The organism is Lichenicoccus roseus, assembly GCF_005844085.1.
Classification (GTDB): Bacteria; Pseudomonadota; Alphaproteobacteria; order Acetobacterales; family Acetobacteraceae; genus Lichenicoccus; species Lichenicoccus roseus.
In genome coordinates, this window is record NZ_VCDI01000009.1 from 57,214 (window position 1) to 75,365 (window position 18,152).

At 69.4% G+C, this 18,152-nt stretch carries 15 protein-coding genes; 12 read left to right on the forward strand and 3 right to left on the reverse strand.

Annotation, left to right across the window (positions count from 1 at the left end; all coding sequences use genetic code 11):
• The 3 genes from FE263_RS19030 to FE263_RS19040 form a co-directional block, all read left to right on the forward strand.
• Positions 1–3,433: beta strand repeat-containing protein (locus FE263_RS19030; RefSeq protein WP_171034222.1), on the forward strand; the 3,433-nt coding region annotated here is incomplete at its 5' end.
• 51 nt (positions 3,434–3,484) lie between these two features.
• Complete coding sequence (locus FE263_RS19035) at positions 3,485–5,371, forward strand: O-linked N-acetylglucosamine transferase, SPINDLY family protein (RefSeq protein WP_138327623.1); 1,887 nt, start codon at positions 3,485–3,487, stop codon at positions 5,369–5,371.
• Complete coding sequence (locus tag FE263_RS19040; RefSeq protein WP_138327624.1) at positions 5,371–7,422, forward strand: O-linked N-acetylglucosamine transferase, SPINDLY family protein; 2,052 nt, start codon at positions 5,371–5,373, stop codon at positions 7,420–7,422. The genes FE263_RS19035 and FE263_RS19040 overlap by 1 nt, the downstream gene beginning before the upstream one ends.
• Before the next feature lie 41 nt (positions 7,423–7,463).
• Here the strand turns inward: FE263_RS19040 and FE263_RS19045 are convergent, their stop codons facing one another.
• Positions 7,464–8,678: a multidrug effflux MFS transporter gene (locus FE263_RS19045; protein WP_205880456.1), complete on the reverse strand. Its 1,215-nt coding sequence runs from the start codon at positions 8,676–8,678 to the stop codon at positions 7,464–7,466.
• Between the two features lie 126 nt (positions 8,679–8,804).
• Here FE263_RS19045 and mdcA point away from each other — a divergent pair, with 126 nt between their 5' ends.
• The 9 genes from mdcA to FE263_RS19090 all read left to right on the forward strand — a co-directional run bounded on the left by mdcA (position 8,805) and on the right by FE263_RS19090 (position 16,522).
• On the forward strand, positions 8,805–10,463 hold the full coding sequence (mdcA, locus tag FE263_RS19050; RefSeq protein ID WP_138327625.1) for a malonate decarboxylase subunit alpha: 1,659 nt from the start codon (positions 8,805–8,807) through the stop codon (positions 10,461–10,463).
• A 14-nt stretch (positions 10,464–10,477) separates the two neighbouring features.
• On the forward strand, positions 10,478–10,789 hold the full coding sequence (gene mdcC / locus FE263_RS19055) for a malonate decarboxylase acyl carrier protein (protein WP_138327626.1): 312 nt from the start codon (positions 10,478–10,480) through the stop codon (positions 10,787–10,789).
• Positions 10,789–11,727, forward strand: a complete 939-nt coding sequence (locus FE263_RS19060) for a biotin-independent malonate decarboxylase subunit beta (protein WP_138327627.1) — start codon at positions 10,789–10,791, stop codon at positions 11,725–11,727. Before mdcC ends, FE263_RS19060 begins: the two co-directional genes overlap by 1 nt.
• Complete coding sequence (locus FE263_RS19065) at positions 11,714–12,448, forward strand: biotin-independent malonate decarboxylase subunit gamma (protein ID WP_138327628.1); 735 nt, start codon at positions 11,714–11,716, stop codon at positions 12,446–12,448. The genes FE263_RS19060 and FE263_RS19065 overlap by 14 nt, the downstream gene beginning before the upstream one ends.
• Positions 12,445–13,110 carry a malonate decarboxylase holo-[acyl-carrier-protein] synthase gene (mdcG, locus tag FE263_RS19070; protein ID WP_171034223.1) on the forward strand — a complete coding sequence of 222 codons (666 nt, stop codon included), beginning with the start codon at positions 12,445–12,447 and terminating at the stop codon, positions 13,108–13,110. Before FE263_RS19065 ends, mdcG begins: the two co-directional genes overlap by 4 nt.
• Positions 13,107–13,982, forward strand: a complete 876-nt coding sequence (gene mdcB / locus FE263_RS19075) for a triphosphoribosyl-dephospho-CoA synthase MdcB (protein ID WP_138327630.1) — start codon at positions 13,107–13,109, stop codon at positions 13,980–13,982. The genes mdcG and mdcB overlap by 4 nt, the downstream gene beginning before the upstream one ends.
• A complete protein-coding gene (locus FE263_RS19080) occupies positions 13,979–14,905 on the forward strand; it encodes an ACP S-malonyltransferase (RefSeq protein ID WP_138327631.1) in 927 nt (308 codons plus the stop codon). The genes mdcB and FE263_RS19080 overlap by 4 nt, the downstream gene beginning before the upstream one ends.
• Positions 14,906–15,000: 95 nt before the next feature.
• Positions 15,001–16,107 (forward strand): catalase family protein, encoded by a 1,107-nt coding sequence (locus FE263_RS19085; protein WP_138327632.1) that lies wholly within the window; start codon positions 15,001–15,003, stop codon positions 16,105–16,107.
• A gap of 52 nt (positions 16,108–16,159) precedes the next feature.
• Positions 16,160–16,522 (forward strand): hypothetical protein, encoded by a 363-nt coding sequence (locus FE263_RS19090; protein WP_138327633.1) that lies wholly within the window; start codon positions 16,160–16,162, stop codon positions 16,520–16,522.
• A gap of 66 nt (positions 16,523–16,588) precedes the next feature.
• Here FE263_RS19090 and FE263_RS22840 read toward each other — a convergent pair whose 3' ends face one another.
• Both FE263_RS22840 and FE263_RS19095 read right to left on the reverse strand, forming a co-directional pair.
• Positions 16,589–16,723, reverse strand: a complete 135-nt coding sequence (locus tag FE263_RS22840) for a hypothetical protein (protein WP_276611235.1) — start codon at positions 16,721–16,723, stop codon at positions 16,589–16,591.
• Positions 16,724–16,796: 73 nt separating this feature from the next.
• The gene (locus tag FE263_RS19095) at positions 16,797–18,026 is read right to left on the reverse strand and encodes an argininosuccinate synthase (RefSeq protein WP_138327634.1); all 1,230 of its coding nucleotides are present in this window, start codon (positions 18,024–18,026) and stop codon (positions 16,797–16,799) included.
• Between the last annotated feature and the right edge of the window lie 126 nt (positions 18,027–18,152).

Genomic DNA, 18,152 nt, shown 5'->3' on the forward strand with positions numbered 1-18,152 from the left:
GGTCCTGGCGGCAACGACGCAGATCGCAGCCCTCACCGCGACGCAGGTCAAAGGCCTTGGCACCGCCCAGGTGGTGTCACTTTCCTCGACCGAGGTCGGTGCGCTGTCGTCCACCCAATTGGTTGGTTTTGGCTCTTCGCAGATCGCTGCACTGACCTCCACGGATGTCGGCACGCTGACTACGACCAACATGCCGGGCATGACCGCCGGTGCGATGGCGGGTCTGACTTCGGCGAACATTGCCGGCCTCACCAGCACGGCGGTCGGCGGTCTTGCCTCCACGCAGGTTGCCGGTCTCGGCACCGGGGCGATAGCCGCGCTGAACACCACGCAGGTCACCAGCCTCGGCACCACCCAGCTGGCCGGGCTGTCGTCGACGCAGGTCGCTGCCCTGACCACCACCTCGGTCCTGGCGGCAACGACGCAGATCGCAGCCCTTACCGCGACGCAGGTCAAGGGGCTCGGCACCGCCCAGGTGGTCTCGCTGTCCTCGACCGAAGTGGGAGCGCTCTCGTCCACCCAGCTAGCTGGCTTTGGATCGACACAGATCGCAGCTATGAACTCCACGGACGTGGGCACGCTGACAACGACGAACATGCCCGGCATGACCGCCGGTGCAATGGCGGGTCTGACCTCGGCAAACGTCGCCGGCCTCACCAGCACGGCGGTCGGCGGATTGGCCTCCACGCAGGTTGCCGGCCTCGGCACCGGGGCGATCGCCGCGCTGAACACGACACAGGTGACCAGTCTCGGCACCACTCAGCTGGCCGGGCTGAGCTCCACTCAGGTGGCGGCCCTGACGACAACCTCGGTCCTGGCGGCCACCACGCAGATCGCCGCCCTCTCCGCGACGCAGGTCAAGGGCCTCGGCACGGCGCAGGTGGTCTCGCTGTCCTCGACCGAAGTAGGGGCGCTTTCATCCACCCAGCTGGCTGGCTTTGGTTCGACGCAGATCGCTGCACTGACCTCCACGGATGTCGGCACGCTGACCACGACGAACATGCCGGGCATGACCGCCGGTGCGATGGCGGGTCTCACGTCCGTCAACATCGCCGGTCTCACCAGCACTGCAGTCGGCGGACTGGCTTCTACGCAGGTTGCCGGTCTCGGCACCGGCGCGATCGCGGCGCTGAACACCACGCAGGTCACCAGCCTTGGCACAACGCAGCTTGCCGGGCTGTCGTCGACCCAGGTGGCGGCGCTCACCACAACATCCGTGCTTGCGGCGACGACGCAGATTGCCGCCCTCACCGCGACACAGATCAAGGGCCTGGGTACCGCGCAGGCGGTGTCGCTGTCCTCGACCGAGGTCGGCGCTCTGTCGTCCACCCAGCTGGCCGGGTTCGGATCGACGCAGATCGCTGCACTCACCTCCACGGACGTGGGCACGCTGACCACGACGAACATGCCCGGCATGACCGCCGGCGCGATGGCGGGCCTCACGTCCGTCAACATCGCCGGCCTGACCAGTACGGCGGTCGGCGGTCTGGCCTCCACGCAGGTCGCCGGCCTCGGCACCGGGGCGATCGCGGCGCTGAACACCACGCAGGTCACCGGCCTCGGCACCACCCAGCTGGCCGGGCTGAGCTCCACTCAGGTCGCAGCACTCACCACCACCTCGGTCCTGGCGGCGACGACACAGATCGCAGCCCTCACCGCGACGCAGGTGAAGGGCCTCGGCACCGCGCAGGTGGTGTCGCTGTCCTCGACCGAGGTCGGCGCGCTGTCTTCCACCCAGCTAGCTGGCTTTGGCTCGTCGCAGATCGCTGCACTGACCTCCACCGATGTCGGCACGCTGACCACGACGAACATGCCGGGCATGACCGCCGGTGCGATTGCCGGCCTGACCTCGGCAAACATCGCCGGCCTGACCAGCACGGCGGTCGGCGGATTGGCCTCCACGCAGGTTGCCGGCCTCGGCACCGGGGCGATCGCGGCGCTGAACACCACGCAGGTCACCGGCCTCGGCACCACACAGCTGGCCGGGCTGAGCTCCACTCAGGTCGCAGCACTCACCACCACCTCGGTCCTGGCGGCAACGACGCAGATCGCCGCCCTCACCGCGACGCAGGTGAAGGGCCTCGGCACCGCCCAGGTGGTGTCGCTGTCCTCGGCCGAGGTCGGCGCGCTGTCTTCCACCCAGCTAGCTGGCTTTGGCTCGTCGCAGATTGCAGCTTTGAACTCCACGGACGTGGGCACGCTGACAACGACGAATATGCCCGGCATGACCGCCGGTGCGATGGCGGGTCTGACCTCGGCAAACGTCGCCGGCCTCACCAGCACGGCGGTCGGCGGTCTGGCCTCCACGCAGGTTGCTGGGCTTGGCACCGGGGCGATCGCGGCGCTGAACACCACGCAGGTCACCAGCCTTGGCACCACCCAGCTGGCCGGGCTGAGCTCCACTCAGGTCGCGGCGCTCACCACCACCTCGGTCCTGGCGGCAACGACGCAGATCGCAGCCCTCACCGCGACGCAGGTCAAAGGCCTTGGCACCGCCCAGGTGGTGTCACTTTCCTCGACCGAGGTCGGTGCGCTGTCGTCCACCCAGCTGGCCGGGTTCGGATCGACCCAGGTAGCGGCGTTGAACTCCACGGATGTCGGCACGCTGACCACGACGAACATGCCCGGCATGGCTGCCGCCGCGATTGCCGGCCTCACCTCGGCGAACATTGCCGGCCTCACCAGCACGGCGGTCGGCGGTCTCGCCTCCACGCAGGTTGCCGGTCTCGGCACCGGCGCGATCGCGGCGCTGAACACCACGCAGGTCACCAGCCTCGGCACCACCCAGCTGGCCGGGCTTAGCTCGACTCAGGCCGCGGCGCTCACCACCACCTCGGTCCTGGCGGCGACGACGCAGATCGCGGCCCTCACCGCGACGCAGATCAAGGGCCTCGGAACCGCGCAGGCGCTCTCGCTGTCCTCGACCGAGGTGGCGGCGTTGTCGTCCACGCAGCTCGCCGCCTTCGGTTCGACCCAGGCCGGCGCGCTGACCTCCACCGATGTGGGTGCCATCACGTCGACCAACCTGCCGGGGCTCAGCGTCACCGGAATGGCCGGCCTGACCTCGGCGGACATCGTCGCCCTGGGCACGACGGCGATGGGCGTGCTGACCAGCGTGCAGTTCGCAGCCCTCACCACGACCGCGATCGCGGCTCTCACGACCGACCAGGCGACCCTGATCACATCCGCCCAGGCGCTGGCGATGAGCACGGGGCAGTTCGCCGCCCTGTCGATCGCCGATATCGCGCTGCTGACCTCGACGCAGCTGCAGGCGCTGGGAAGCAAGGATATCGCCGCCTTCACGACCACCCAGCTCGGCGCGCTGACGACGACGCAGATGACCTACTTCACCACCAGCGAGTCTCCCTCGTTCACCAGCACGCAGATCCAGCACATGACGCCGACCCAGCTGCAGGCGCTCTACTTCCAGTAGCGCTCAACCCGTCGCACCCGACGCTCATCGGACCATGTCTGGAAGATACGCATGCTCCTCCTGTCACAGCCTCCATCGCGGACCGAGGTCGTCGCACCGGTCGTCGAGGCAAGCTGGCTTGCCGACCTGCTCGCCGGCGACGACGCATCGTTTCCGCTCCCCGACGGCTACGACGAGCAGCTCCGGCAGATCCCGTTCCAGGCGATCATCGCCGCCATCGAGGCCGGTCGGCCCGGTGTCACCGCGTCGGCCGAGATCCTGCTCTACAGGCGCTGGATCGGCGCCAATGCCGGCAGCCCGCATCTGTTCGCCGCCTGGTTCAACCTCGGAGCGTCGCTCGGGCTGAGCGGCGACAAGGGCGGCGCGCTGGCTGCCTACGGCAATGCCCGCGTGCTGCGGCCGGATTTCCACCCCGCCGCCGTCAATCTCGGCCTCGGGCTGGAGGCCGCCGGACAGGTCGAGCACGCCCTGACCACCTGGGGCGGCGCGATCCAGACCGACGAGGCGCGTACCGCCCTGCTCAACCATCGCGCCCGCCTGCTGGAGCAGAACGGCCGTCTCGACGAGGCGGAGGCGATCCTGCGTACCTCGCTGCTGACCGATCCGGCCCAGCCGGACGTCGTGCAGCATTGGGTGCATATCCGCCAGAAGACCTGTCACTGGCCGGTGCTGCAGGCCGACATGCCCGGACTTCCCCCCGACGTGCTGCTGCGGCAGGCCGGACCACTGGGCCTGCTCGCCCTTACCGACGACGTCGATGTGCAGCGCGAGGTCATCGCGGGCTGGCTCGCGCGCAAGATCCCGGCCATCACGGCGCCGCTTGCTCCGGTGGCGCCATACCGACACGACCGGATCAGGATCGGCTACCTGTCGTCGGATTTCTGCCGGCACGCCATGAGCTTCCTGGTAGCCGAACTGTTCGAGCACCACGACCGCAGCCGCTTCGAGATCTACGGCTACTGCGCGACCCTGGAGGACGGCAGCGAGATCAGGCGGCGCGTGCTGGCCGGGTTCGACCATCATCGCATCATTCGCGGCCTGTCGGACGAGCAGGCGGCGCGCATCATTCGCGACGACGAGATCGACATCCTCATCGACCTGAACGGCCTCACCGCCCATACCCGCCTCGCCGTGCTGAAATGGCGGCCGGCGCCGATCCAGGCCACCTATCTCGGTTTCATCGGCCCGTTGCCGATGGACGAGATCGATTATCTGCTTTGCGACGACTACGTCATTCCGGCGCATAGCGCCGCGTCGTACCGGCCCGTTCCGCTCTCGATCGCCCCGATCTACCAGGCCAACGACAGCAAGCGCACGATCGGCGCGCCGCTCCCCCGCGCCGAGGCCGGGTTGCCGGAAGATGCCTTCGTGCTCTGCTGCTTTTCCAACTCGTACAAGATCACGGAGGCGATGTTCGCATCCTGGATGGCAATCATGCGTGGCGCGGCGAGCACCGTGCTCTGGCTGTCGGTGGACAATCGCTGGGCGGAAAGCAGCCTCCACGCCCGCGCCGCACAGGCAGGCATCGCGCCGGAACGGATCCTGTTCGCCGGGCGAACCAGTCCGGAGCTGTACATGAGCCGGCTAGGCGCTGCCGATCTGTTCCTCGACACCTTCCCGTACAACGCAGGCACAGTCGCCAGCGACGCGATCCGGATGCAGCTGCCGTTGCTGACGCTTGCCGGCGCGTCGTTCGCCTCTCGCATGGCCGGCTCGATGCTGCACGCCATCGGTGCCGGGCAGGGCATCGCGGCCTCCATCGACGACTATGTCGAAACCGCGATCACCCTCGCCACCCAGCCGCACGCCTATGCCGACTACAAGCGGCTGTTCACCGCGGATGCCTGGAAGCAGACGGCCGGCGACATCGACCGTTTCACCCGCGCCTTCGAGCTCACCATGACCAGGCTGGTGGCGGACCGGCTCGCCGGCGCCTGATGCCGCACTCCGTGGCGAGGGTGGTTCCGGTCGGTCCGGAGGATGCCGGCTACCGGCTGGTCGAGCTGATCGGCGCCGTCGAGGCGCTGGTCAACCGCAACCTTCCGCAGAACACGAGCCCGACCGATACGGATGCCAAGGCGCAGGGTGCAGCGCTCTATGCGGTCTGGCTGCAGCATCACCCGCTCGACCCGCTGCGCCATGCGGCCTGCTTCAATTTCGGCGTGCTGCTGACCCAGCTTGGCCGGCACGCGGAAGCCGGCGCCTGCTTCGCCGAAGCCATCTCGCTGCGGCCCGGCTTCCTGTCTGCCTACGTCAACCACGGTCTGGCGCTGGAACGGCTCAATGACCTTCCCGCGGCGGTCGGGCAGTGGCTTCACGTGGCGGACCTGCTTGCGGCCACGGACGGCGACCTGATCGTTCACAAGACCACGTCCCTCAAGCACGCCGCACGGGTGTTCAAGTCCATCGGTGATCTCGGCAGCGCCGAGGAGGCGTTGCGCCGCTGCCTCGATCTCGACCCGCACCAGTGCGACGCGATGCAGCACTGGGTCGCGCTGCGCGAGATGCAGTGCAAATGGCCGGTGCTGGCGCCGTCCGGTCGCGTGACGGCTGGCAGGCTGAGTGCGTCGCTGTCACCGCTGGCGCTGGCGATCCACGCGGACGACCCGATGTTCCAGCTCTCCAACGCCTGGCGCAGCATGCGGCGCGACGGCGGCTGGCCGTCCGGTCCGTGCACCGTAGGCACATGGCCACCGCCCCTCCCAGCCGGGCGGGATCCGGCCGCGCCGCTGCGCATCGGCTACGTCTCACCCGACCTGCGCGAGCATGCGATCGGCTTCCTGACCGTCGAACTGTTCGAGCTGCACGACCCGACCGGGGTGGAGGTGTTCGCCTACTATTCCGGCCGGGCCGCGCCCGATGCGTTGCAGGCGCGGTTCCGCCGGGCGGTGCCGCACTGGTGCAGCATCTCCGGCTGGACCGACAGGCAGGTCGCAAGCCGGATCGCACACGATGGGATCGACATCCTGGTGGATCTCGGCGGCCACACCGGCGACGTCCCCGGTGCCGCGCTGGCATTGCGGCCGGCGCCGGTGATGGTGAACTGGCTCGGCTATCCAGGCAGCATGGGCACCCCGCACCACCAGTACATCATCGCCGACGCCACCATCATCCCGCCCGGCCACGAGCGGTTCTACAGCGAGCGGGTGGTCCGGCTGCCCTGCTACCAGCCGACCGACCGCAAGCGCACGGTATCGGGCACCATCCCCGCACGGCACGAGCTCGGCCTGCCCGATGGCGCGGTGGTCTATTGCTGCTTCAACGGCACCCAGAAGATCACGCCGTCGATGTTCGGCCGCTGGATGACCCTGCTGGCCCGCGTGCCCGGTTCGGTGCTCTGGTTGCTGTCCTGCGACGGCGCCACCGACGAGCGGCTGCGACAGCAGGCGGCGAGGCGCGGCATCCTGCCGGACCGCCTCGTCTTCGCTCCGCGCCGGTCCAACGAGGAGCATCTCGCGCGCTATCCGGCGGCCGACCTGTTCCTCGACACCTACCCGTATGGCGCGCACACCACCGCGTCGGACGCGCTCTGGATGGGGGTTCCGGTGGTGACCCTGCAGGGCAACAGCTTCGCCTCGCGAGTCTGTTCGAGCCTGGTGCGGGCCGCCGGGCTGACCGAGCTGGTCTGCTGCGATCCGGACGGGTACATCGAGCGCGCCGTGCAGTGTGGCCAGGAGCCAGGCTGGCTGGCCGAGTTGCGCCACCGCCTGAAAGCTGCGCGCGATCGCTGCACGCTGTTCGACATGCCCCTGCTGGTCGCCCGTCTCGAGGAGCTGTACCGGCAGATGTGGGAAGACCATCTGGCCGGCCACGATCCGGTGCCGGACCTCGCCAATCTCGACCTCTACAACGACGTCGGCGACGCCATCGATCAGGAGGCCTCCCCGCATCGCGACCTGGTGGCATACGAGCAGTATTACGCGCGCGCCCTAGCGTACCGCGACGGCATCTCGCCGATTACGCCGGATCGCCGGCTCTGGCGGAAGTAGTCTTTGAATGACAAGCAGAGCATGATCGACCGGATCATGCTCTAGGCCCGCCACAACGACGCTCCGGCGCAGGCGGCGGCGGCCAGCAGGACCAGCGCCATCGCGTTCTCCGGACCGCCGATCCCGAGCGACACCGCCCAGGTGAAGCCGGCGCCGAACGCCATCTGCAGGAAGCCGTACAGGCTGGAGGCGGCGCCGGCCCGCTCCGGATGGGTGTTCATCAGGCCGGCGAGTGCGTTCGGACTGACGACGCCGATACCGATCGCATACAGCACCAGCAGCGTCATCATCGCCGCCAGGCCAAGATGATGGGTGGCGCTCAGCAGCACGAGCAGGCCGGCGCTGGCGAGGCAGAGCAGGTTGCCGCGCCGGGCCATGAAAGCCGGGGCAGCGCGCTGCGGTGACGCGCTGCCGGCCAGCTGTCGCGCGAGCAGGGTGCCGAGCATCATCCCGGCCACCGCCAGCAGGCAGTAGAAGCCGACCGAGGCCGGAGCCTGATGCATGATGCCGACCAGCAGGAAGGGTGCATCGGCGAGGAAGGCGTACAGGCTGGTGGCGGCACAGGCGCCGGCGATGGTGTAGCGCCGGTACGCTGGCGAGCGCCAAAGTATCCAGTATCCGAACAGGATCGCGCTCGGCCCCGGCAGCGGCAGGAGCGCCCGGTTGGTCTCCGGCAGCCGGCGCAGCACCAGCACCAGCAGCGCCAGCACCACCAGCGCCAGGGCCACGAAGAGCGCCCGCCAGCCCAGCCAGCCATCGATCAGGCCGCCGATCGCCGGCGCCGCCGCAGGGGTGATGCCCATCACCAGGCCCAGGGTGGCGAGTTGCCGGGCCGCATCCTGGCGGCCGGCGACATCGCGCACCATGGCGCGTCCCAGCACCAGTGCGCCGCAGCCACCAAGCGATTGCAGCACGCGGGCGGCCAGCAGCATGCCGATGCCGTTCGCCAGCGCCGCCAGCACCAGGCCCGCGAGATAGAGCGACATCCCGGTCAGCAGCAGCGGCCGGCGTCCGAACCGGTCCGACAGCGGCCCGTAGACCAGCTGCCCGAGCGCCATGCCGACCAGGTAGAGCGTGATGGTGTATTGCGCGGTCGGCCGCGTCACCGCGAAGTCGCGGGCGATGTCGGGCAGTGCCGGGACGAATATGTGCAGCGCCGCGGTGCCGGTCATGGTGACGGCGGCGAGCAGCCAGAAGGGCGGGACGGCCTGGAGGGTGGCGGAAGACGGCCGGGGCGTCGTAGGCATGTCGGGCATGGCGCCCACCCGTCATGGCGGCATCCGGCGGCTGGCGCAACTTGGGACGAAGCCGGTGGTTCACCCCCCGGGGACAGTGCCGGGCCGGGCGCCACGCCTGAGGACCTGAATGCCCTGGAGACATGCATGATCCAGACAGAGGTCAGGAGCTGGGACCGCCAGCGCACCGCGCGGCATGAACGTCTCGGCCGCGCCGCCTCGCTCGCGAAGGGCAAGCAGGTGCAGGCGTCGGACGCGACTGCCCTGCTGGAGGCGCTGCTGCAGCCCGGCGACCGGGTCTGCCTGGAGGGCGACAACCAGAAGCAGGCCGACCTGCTTGCCCGTGCCCTGGCGGCCGCCGATCCGGCCCGCGTTCACGACCTGCACATCGTGCAGTCCGGCATAGTGCTGCCCGAGCATCTGGAGATCTTCGAGCGCGGCATCGCCCGCAAGCTCGACTTCTCCTATTCCGGTCCGCAGGGAGCTTCTATCGCGCGTGCGCTCAACAACGGTCGCATCGAGCTCGGTGCCATCCACACCTATATCGAGCTGTTCGCGCGCTACTACATGGACCTGACGCCGCACGTGGCATTGATCGCGGCCGTGCAGGCGGACGCGCAGGGCAACCTCTATACCGGGCCGAACACCGAGGACACGCCGACCATCGTCGAGGCAACGGCGTTCAAGTCCGGTATCGTGGTGGCGCAGGTCAACCGCATCGTCGACAGGCTGCCGCGCGTCGACATCCCCGGCGACCAGGTCGATTTCATCATCGAGGCCGACAGGCCTTTCTACGTCGAGCCGCTGTTCACGCGCGATCCGGCCAGCATCACCGAAACGCAGATCCTGATGGCGATGATGGCCATCAAGGGGATCTATGCCGAATACGGCGTGAAGCGGCTCAACCATGGCATCGGCTTCGGTACCGCCGCGATCGAGCTGCTGCTGCCGACGTTCGCCGAGCGGCTCGGCCTGAAGGGGAAGATCGCCACCCACTGGGCGCTCAACCCGCACCCGACGCTGATCCCGGCCATCGAGAGCGGCTGGGTCGAGCAGATACACTGCTTCGGCAGCGAGGTCGGCATGGATGCGTACATGGCGGCACGGCCGGACATCTATTTCACCGGCCGCGACGGGACGCTGCGATCCAACCGCATGATGTGCCAGAACGCCGGCCTGTATGCCTGCGACATGTTCATCGGCTCGACCCTGCAGATCGATCTCGACGGCAACTCCTCCACCGTCACCCCGGACCGCATCGCGGGTTTCGGCGGCGCCCCGAACATGGGCGCCGACGCGCATGGCAGGCGGCACGCGTCCGACAGCTGGCTGAAGGCCGGCCGCGAGGCGAGCGACGGGAATATCGCGATGACGCGCGGCCGCAAGCTGGTGGTGCAGATCGTCGAGACCTTCGGCGCCGGCATGGCGCCGACCTTCGTGGAACGTCTCGACAGCGTGGCGCTTGCCGAGAAGCTGCAGCTCGAGCTGGTGCCGGTGATGATCTACGGCGACGATGTCACCCACATCGTTACCGAGGAGGGTATCGCCAACCTGCTGCTGTGCCGCACGCGCGAGGAGCGCGAGCAGGCGATCCGCGGCGTCGCCGGCTATACCGAAGTTGGCCGGGGCCGCGACCGCGCCGTGGTGCAGAAGCTCCGCGAGCGCCGCGTCATCCGCCGTCCGGAGGATCTCGGCCTGAACCCGCTCGACGCGACGCGGCATCTGCTGGCGGCGCGCTCGATACGCGACCTGGTCGGCTGGTCGAAGGACCTGTACAGGCCGCCCTCGAAATTCCGCAACTGGTAGCGGGGATAGATCGCATGGAGCAGTTCACCATCCAGGCCGAGGCCGCATCGCGTTGCGGTGGCACCAGGCCGAGCGCGATCATCGGCGTGGTCGCCTCCGGCAATCTCGAGATACTGCTCGAGCGCATCGAGGGTACCGGCTGCGCCATCGAGGTGGCGACGTCGGCGACCGGGTTCCGGCCGATCTGGGAGGCGGTGATCGCCGACTTCGTGCAGCGCACTTCGCCGGGCGGCCTGCGCATCTCGATCAACGATGGCGGCGCCAGGCCGGACACGGTGTCGCTCCGGCTGATGCAGGGCGTCCGCCTGATCAGCGAGGTGCCCTGATGTCGGACAGCCTGCCGCTTGCCGAAGTTGCCGGACGCGACGAGACCGCGAGCTGGTATGAGGCAACCGCACGCGAGCGGATCGCGGGACTGCTGGACGCGGCGAGCTTCGTCGAGTTCGTGCCGCCGACCGCGCGCGAGACCAGTCCGCACCTGCATCTGTTCGATCTGCCGGTAGCCTTCGATGACGGCATGATCGTAGGGGCCGGTCGCCTGCAGGGCGGATGCGTGCTGGTGGCGGCGCAGGAAGGCCGCTTCATGGGAGGAACCTTCGGCGAGATCGCCGGCGCCAAGCTGGTCGGGCTGTTGCGCGCAGCCCGTGAGACCGGTGGCGGATGCGCGGTACTGCTGCTGCTCGATAGCGGTGGCGTCCGGCTGCAGGAGGCCAATGCCGGCGAGATCGCGGTGTCGGAAATCATCGGTGCGATCCTGGATGCGCGGGCCGCCGGTGTCGCGGTGGTGGCGCTGATCGGCGGCCGTGCCGGCACCTTCGGGGGCGCCGGCCTGATCAGTGCCTGTTGCTCCCACGTGGTGGTGTCCGAGCAGGCCCGCATCAGCGTCACCGGGCCGGAAGTGATAGAGACGAACAAGGGCGTCGAGGAGTTCGACAGCCGCGACCGTGCACTGGTCTGGCGCATCACCGGCGGCCGCACGCGTGTGCTGCTTGGCATCGCCGATCGCATCGTGTCCGATCGCATCGAGTGCTTCCGCGAGGCGGCGCTCCAGGGCGTTCGGCAGGCGCCCGCCTTCGGACTGGCTACCCTGGTGGCCGAGCAGCGACGGCTGGAACAGCGGCTGCGAACGCTTGGCGAGTGCCGGGACACGCCGGAGATCTGGCGCGCGATGGGCATCGACGAACCCGGAGACGTCGCCGACCTCGGGGACGAGGCATTCGCAGCCGTGGTCGCCGGGCAGGGGACACGCCATGACGCTCGATGAATTGCTGCCGGCGTTGTTCCCGAGCGGTCACGACGTGCGGCCCGGGCCGCACGACACCGTCGCCGGTACCGCGCGGCTGGCGGGTGGAGGCGAGGCCAGAGTACTCGGCATCGCGGGCGGCGTGCCGCTCGGCATCGAGAGCGCGCTGGAACTGGCGGGCGGGGTGCTCGCCCTGGCGGCGCATCCCGGGCGGACGCCGCTGGTGCTGCTGGTCGATACCGCCAGCCAACGGATGGCGCGCCGCGACGAACTGCTCGGACTGAACGAGTATCTCGCGCATCTCGCCAAGTCGCTGCATCTCGCCGCGGGCGCCGGCCATCGCACCGTCAGCATCCTGTATGGGCCGGCGGCGGCTGGCGCGTTCATCGCCACAGCGCTCGCCACCCAGGCGATGGTCGCGGTGCCGGGTGCGTCGCCCAGCGTCATGGACCTGCCCTCGATTGCGCGGGTGACGAAACTCGAGCTCGAGACCTTGCAGCGCATGGCGGAAACCACGCCGATCTTCGCGCCCGGGATCGAGGCGCTGACACGCACCGGCGCGGTTTCGCAGAGCTGGACAGAACCTTCGCTGTTCGCTGCGCAATTGCAGGAGCTGCTGGAACAGCCTGCAACAAAAGGGGACGATCGCGGCCGGCTCGGTGCGGAGCGTGGTGGTCGCCGGGTCTCGGCCCGCGTGGCGGGACTGGTGCTGGCGCAGGCGCGGTCGCAGGCATCGAGTTGAACGGCCGGCGTCACGACCTGTTGCGGCTCCGTCCCGCGGCGTGGCCCGGGGTGGTCGAGAAGCACGACACGCTGCAGGTGGTGCCGCTGTTGCGGGACTGGATCGCACAGGGTCGCCCGGTGATGCGCCGCCGCCGCCTGCCGGACGAGGCGCAAGACTGCATCGCGGCTGCGATCGCCCTGCCTGCGGGCGCCGGTCCGCGTCGTGTCGGTTTCACGGTTCCGGCGGACGCCGTGCTCTCGGCTGCCCGGCCGCCGTCGCTGTCGGAGGTCGCGCACGCCGCTCCCGCGGCCTGGGCCGATACCGTACGCGACCTGCTCGCGGCCGGGCACCGATATGGCGCACCGCCGCGGGTGTTCGGCAGCCTGATGTGGCAGGCGATCACCGGCCTCGACTACCTCGCGCCGGCCTCGGATCTCGATCTGCTGTGGATGCCCGGCGACATCCGCGGCCTGACCGCGTTGCTGGACGCGATCGCCGCCGTCGCCGGCCGGCTGGCGCCGCCACTCGATGGCGAGATCGAGTTCCGGACCGGCGAGGCAGTACACTGGTCCGAACTGCGGGCGGCGATCGCGCACGGCACCAATGGCGTCATCGCGAAGTCGCTGGACGCGGTGCGGCTGCTCCGCTTCGCCGATCTCGGCATGAGCCGGGCAGCATGACGCAGGTTGCGGCGGTGCTGGAGCGGGGGCCGGTGGCGACGGACGCCGCCTCCATCGCACGGGTCGCGACCGAGGCGCTGCTGGCGGAGGTGGCGACGTGGCCCAAGCCCGGCCTGGTCAGCGACCGCGACACCGGCAGCCATGCGGACATGGACGCCGCCCTGCTGCGCGCAAGTGCCCGCACGCTGACGGCATGGTTCGCCGAACTTGCGGACGCCGGCTGCCTGGATTGCGAGATGTCCGATCTGCGCGTGATCGGGCTGCGCGCGGAAGCGGCGATGCTGGCCGTCACCGGCGGCGTCAACACGCATCGTGGCGCGATCTTCGGCCTTGGCCTGCTCTGTGCCGCCGCCGGGTTGCGACAGCCATCGTCCGACCCTCGATCGCTCGGTGAGGTGGTTCGCGACCGCTGGGGGGCGCAGATCGCTCGCGATGACGAGGCGACCGCCGGCAGCCACGGCGCACAGGCGAGGCGGCGCTTCGGGGCAGGGGGTGCCCGTATCGAGGCCGCCCGGGGTTTTCCGCACGTCTACCACCTGGCGCTGCCGGCCCTGCGCGCGGCCGCGGCGGCTGGGGCGCCCGCAACGGCAGCCCGGGTGCAGGCCTGCTTCGCCCTGATCGCCGAACTGGAGGACACCAACCTGCTGCATCGCGGTGGTCGTGCGGGGCTCGACTTTGCCCGGCTCGAGGCGCGCCGCTTCCTGGCCGAGGGTGGCATCGCGGCACCGGACTGGCAGCAACGGGCCGCCCGGGTGCACGAGGCCTTCGTATCGCGCCGGTTGTCGCCGGGCGGCAGTGCCGACCTGCTCGCCATGGCGATCATGCTGGACCGGCTAGAGCCCGCATCCGGTCCGGGCGGCACCCCGCCATGAGCGGCGTCGCCATCCTGTGCAGCGGGCAGGGCGCGCAGCATCGCGACATGTTCGCGCTGACCGGCACGGCGCCGGCGGCCGAGCCGGTGTTCGCCGCCGCCGCCGCCCATCTCGGCGGGGTCGATCCGCGCCAGTTCGTGCGCGACGCCGGCGACGACGCCCTGTTCGCCAACCAGGCCGGCCAGGTGCTGTGCTGCACCCAGGCGATCGCCGCCTGGAGCGCGCTCCGGCCGCCGGCATCGATGATCGCCGGCTACAGCGTCGGTGAGCTGGCCGCCTGGTGCTGTGCCGGCATGCTCGATCCGGCGCAGACCCTCGCGCTGGCGTCGCAGCGTGCCCGACTGATGGACGAGGCCGCCGCCGCCGGCCCGCGCGCCGGCCTGCTGGCGATCATCGGCCTGCGACGGGACCGCATCGAGATGCTGCTGCGCGAGACCGGCTGCGCGCTGGCGATCGTCAACGGGCCCGACAATGTCGTCGCTGGTGGCCCGGACAGGGCGCTGGACGTGCTGGCCGGGCAGGCGCGCGCCGCCGGGGCAGGACGGGTGGTGCGCCTGCGGGTGGCTGTCGCGGCGCATACTCCGCTCCTGGCCGGTGCGAGCGGCCGCTTCCGGCAGGCCCTGCTGGATACTTCGCCCCACACGCCAAGCCACGCGCTGCTCAGCGGCATCGATGGCGATCGGGTGCGTTCGGTCGAAGCCGGCTGCGACAGGCTGTCCCGGCAGATCGCGCAGACCATCGACTGGTCGGCCTGTCTCGCGCATTGCCATGAGGCGGGCGCGGTCGCCATGCTCGAACTTGGTCCGGGCCGGGTGCTCGCCCGCATGGCGACCGCAGCGCTGCCAGGCTCGGAGGCGCGGGCGCTGGACGATTTCCGAAGCATCGACGGCGTACGCGACTGGCTGCGACGCGCTGCCGGCTGAAGTGGCTCTGACGCGGCTGTGACAGGGCGGCGCACATTCCGGCCCATCCACCGCAGCGCGACGGCGTTGACGAGCCGATGACCAGAGAGACACCCATGCCGGATAATCGACCCGCCACCGATTGGGTGCGCTATCGCGACGATCTCGAGACGGTCACGCCCGGCGAGAACCACACCATCGACGCCATCATCGCCACCATGACCAGGGAGAGCGAGACCGTCGCCAGGCGTGATGGCCGGACAGTGCGGGCATCGCACGCGAAGAGCACCGGTCTGCTCAAGGGCGAGGTGGTGGTGCTGGACAACCTGCCGCCACCGTTGCGCCAGGGGCTGTTCGCAGCCCAGCGCAGCTACCCCGCGGCGGTGCGGCTTGCGCAGGGGCCTGGCGAGGTGCTGTCGGACAGCGTTTCGACGCATCGGGGCATGGCGATCAAGATCTTCGACGTCGAGGGCGAGAAGTTGCCGGGGCATGCCGGCGCGACGACGCAGGATTTCGTGCTGGCCACCGGACCGGCTTTTCCGCAGGGCGATGCCGACAGCTTTCTCGCCGCCATCGGCAGGATCGAGCGCAGCACCGGTTTGCCGGAGGCAGTGAAGCAGGCGGTGTCGAGTACGGCGCGGCTCGCCAATGCTGCCCTGAAGGCTGTCGGCAGCGACAGCGCCAGCCTCGGTTTCTTCGGCCACACCCGGAGCAATCCACTTGCCGACGCCTACTACAGCCAGGCCGCGCTGCGCTACGGCGAGCTGGTGGCCAAGCTGGGCGTTTTCCCGGTCTCTCCCGCGCTGGTTGCGATGATCGACCGTACCATCGATACCGATACCGATCCGGACGCGTTCCGCAACGCCGTGATCGCCTATTTCCGCGAGCATGATGCAGAATTCGAAATCCGGGTGCAGCTCTGCACCGATCTCGACCGCATGCCGGTCGAGGACGCCTCGGTCGTCTGGCCGGAGGATGAAAGCCCGTACCGGCCGGTCGCGCGGCTGCTGCTGCCGCGCCAGGATGCCTATGGCGCCGCCCGGCAGGACTGGTTCGACCAGAAGCTCTCGTTCCAGCCAGCCCATGCCCTTGCAGCATTCAGACCGCTCGGCTCGCTGATGCGCGCCCGCCTGCGCACCTACCGGGCGCTGTCGGAGTACCGGCACGGCAGGAACGGCCAGTTCCAGATCGAACCGGCCCGGATCGAGGATCTGCCGGACTAGCGCCGGCGATCGATACTCGTCAGAACCGTATCGAGACAGAAGGGATTACGACATGAATGCCAAGACTTCCGCACGCTGCCTGGGCTGGATGAGCCTCGCCGTTGGAATCGCCGAGCTCGCCGCGCCGTCGGCGATCGCAAACCGGCTTGGCATCAAGGGCGGCCCTCGGCTGGTGCGCGCGTTCGGCGTGCGCGAGATCGGAACCGGGTTGTTCATACTGCTGAGGCCGTCGTCGGCGTCCGGTATCGATGCGCGGGTCTCGGGTGACGCGCTGGACCTTGCGGTGCTGACATCCGCGCTGGGTGCGTCCAATCCGAAGCGTCTTACCGCGGCGGTTGCGACCGTCCTGGTCGCAGCGGTCACCGCATGGGACGTGGGCACCGCCGCGGCGCTTGCGAAGCCGGTTGCCGCCTAGGCAAGCCGACCGTATGCCGATGCCGGGCAGGCCATCCGCTGGCCTGCCCGTGCCATCACCGGCGCGCTAGCGATAGTAGCCCGGACCGGGACGGCCCGGCGGTCCGAAGCCGCGGTCGTGGTGATGGTGCCACCACGGCACGCAGGCCGTAGTTGGTAGCACACAGGCGAGGGTGAGGAGCATCAGCAGTCGCTTGGTCATGTCGCCTCCGGTTCGCAACACAAACGCAGCCGGCCGCCGATGTTCCATCCGACAAATTGTATCTGGCAGCCTCCTACAGGGCTCCCCCGCGCCGCCCCGCACTGGCACCGAGACGCAGCCGCAGCGCGTTGAGCTTGATGAAGCCCTGCGCGTCGACCTGGTCGTAGGCGCCCTGGTCATCCTCGAATGTCACCACCCGCGTGTCGTAGAGGCTGTTCGGGCTCTCGCGCCCGACGGTGATCACGTTGCCCTTGTAGAGTTTGAGACGCACCCGCCCGGTGACCGAATGCTGGCTGGTGTCGATCAGCGCCTGCAGCATGCGGCGCTCCGGGCTGAACCAGAAGCCGTTGTAGATCAGCTCGGCATAGCGGGGCATCAGGCTGTCCTTCAGGTGCCCCGCCTCGCGATCCAGCGTGATGGTCTCCATGCTGCGATGCGCGGCCAGCAGGATGGTGCCGCCCGGGGTCTCGTAGATGCCGCGAGACTTCATGCCGACGAAGCGGTTCTCCACCAGGTCGAGGCGGCCGATGCCGTTGGCGCGGCCGTACTCGTTCAGCCGGGTCAGCAGCATCGCCGGCGACAGCGCCTCGCCGTTCACCGCGACCGGATCGCCGGACACGAAATCGATGCTGATCTCGGTAGCGACATCGGGCGCTGCTTCCGGGCTGATGGTGCGCTGGAACACGCTCTCGTCCGGCGCCACTGCGGGGTCCTCGAGGATCTTCCCCTCCGACGAGGAGTGCAGCAGGTTGGCATCCACCGAGAACGGCGCCTCGCCCCGCTTGTCGCGCGAGATCGGGATCTGGTTCTGCTCGGCAAACGCCAGCAGCTTGGTCCGGCTGGTCAGCTCCCACTCGCGCCACGGTGCGATCACCTTCACGTCCGGCTTCAATGCATAATACGACAGCTCGAAGCGCACCTGGTCGTTGCCCTTGCCGGTCGCTCCGTGCGCCACCGCATCGGCGCCGACCATCTCGGCGATCTCGATCTGCCGTTGCGCGATCAGCGGGCGGGCGATCGAGGTCCCCAGCAGGTATTGCCCCTCGTAGAGCGTGTTGGCCCGGAACATCGGGAACACGAAGTCGCGCACGAAGGTCTCGCGCAGGTCCTCGACGAAGATCTGCCTGATGCCGAACAGCTCGGCCTTGCGCCGGGCCGGCTCCAGCTCCTCGCCCTGGCCGAGATCGGCGGTGAAGGTCACCACCTCGCAGCCATAGGCGGTCTGCAGCCAGCGCAGGATCACGCTGGTGTCGAGGCCGCCGGAATAGGCCAGCACCACCTTCTTGACGTCCTTCACGGCCATGGGCGGCTTCCTTCCTGCGTGCGGGGTTCCGGGGTTGGGTGGCCCCGGTCCTAGCATCCGGCCGCTGGCCCGAATAGCGCGCCCCCGGCGCCACCTGTCGGCAGGGCGCACGAAAGTTTGCCGGCG

Excerpts from the sequence above, each read along its gene's own strand:
- FE263_RS19060 (WP_138327627.1), top strand. The coding sequence starts at position 10,789 with ATGTCGGACAGCCTGCCGCTTGCCGAAGTTGCCGGACGCGACGAGACC.
- mdcA (WP_138327625.1), top strand. The coding sequence starts at position 8,805 with ATGATCCAGACAGAGGTCAGGAGCTGGGACCGCCAGCGCACCGCGCGG.
- FE263_RS19065 (WP_138327628.1), top strand. The coding sequence starts at position 11,714 with ATGACGCTCGATGAATTGCTGCCGGCGTTGTTCCCGAGCGGTCACGAC.
- mdcC (WP_138327626.1), top strand. The coding sequence starts at position 10,478 with ATGGAGCAGTTCACCATCCAGGCCGAGGCCGCATCGCGTTGCGGTGGC.
- FE263_RS19080 (WP_138327631.1), top strand. The coding sequence starts at position 13,979 with ATGAGCGGCGTCGCCATCCTGTGCAGCGGGCAGGGCGCGCAGCATCGC.
- FE263_RS19045 (WP_205880456.1), bottom strand. The coding sequence starts at position 8,678 with ATGCCCGACATGCCTACGACGCCCCGGCCGTCTTCCGCCACCCTCCAG.
- FE263_RS22840 (WP_276611235.1), bottom strand. The coding sequence starts at position 16,723 with ATGACCAAGCGACTGCTGATGCTCCTCACCCTCGCCTGTGTGCTACCA.
- mdcB (WP_138327630.1), top strand. The coding sequence starts at position 13,107 with ATGACGCAGGTTGCGGCGGTGCTGGAGCGGGGGCCGGTGGCGACGGAC.
- FE263_RS19035 (WP_138327623.1), top strand. The coding sequence starts at position 3,485 with ATGCTCCTCCTGTCACAGCCTCCATCGCGGACCGAGGTCGTCGCACCG.
- FE263_RS19040 (WP_138327624.1), top strand. The coding sequence starts at position 5,371 with ATGCCGCACTCCGTGGCGAGGGTGGTTCCGGTCGGTCCGGAGGATGCC.
- FE263_RS19095 (WP_138327634.1), bottom strand. The coding sequence starts at position 18,026 with ATGGCCGTGAAGGACGTCAAGAAGGTGGTGCTGGCCTATTCCGGCGGC.
- FE263_RS19090 (WP_138327633.1), top strand. The coding sequence starts at position 16,160 with ATGAATGCCAAGACTTCCGCACGCTGCCTGGGCTGGATGAGCCTCGCC.
- FE263_RS19085 (WP_138327632.1), top strand. The coding sequence starts at position 15,001 with ATGCCGGATAATCGACCCGCCACCGATTGGGTGCGCTATCGCGACGAT.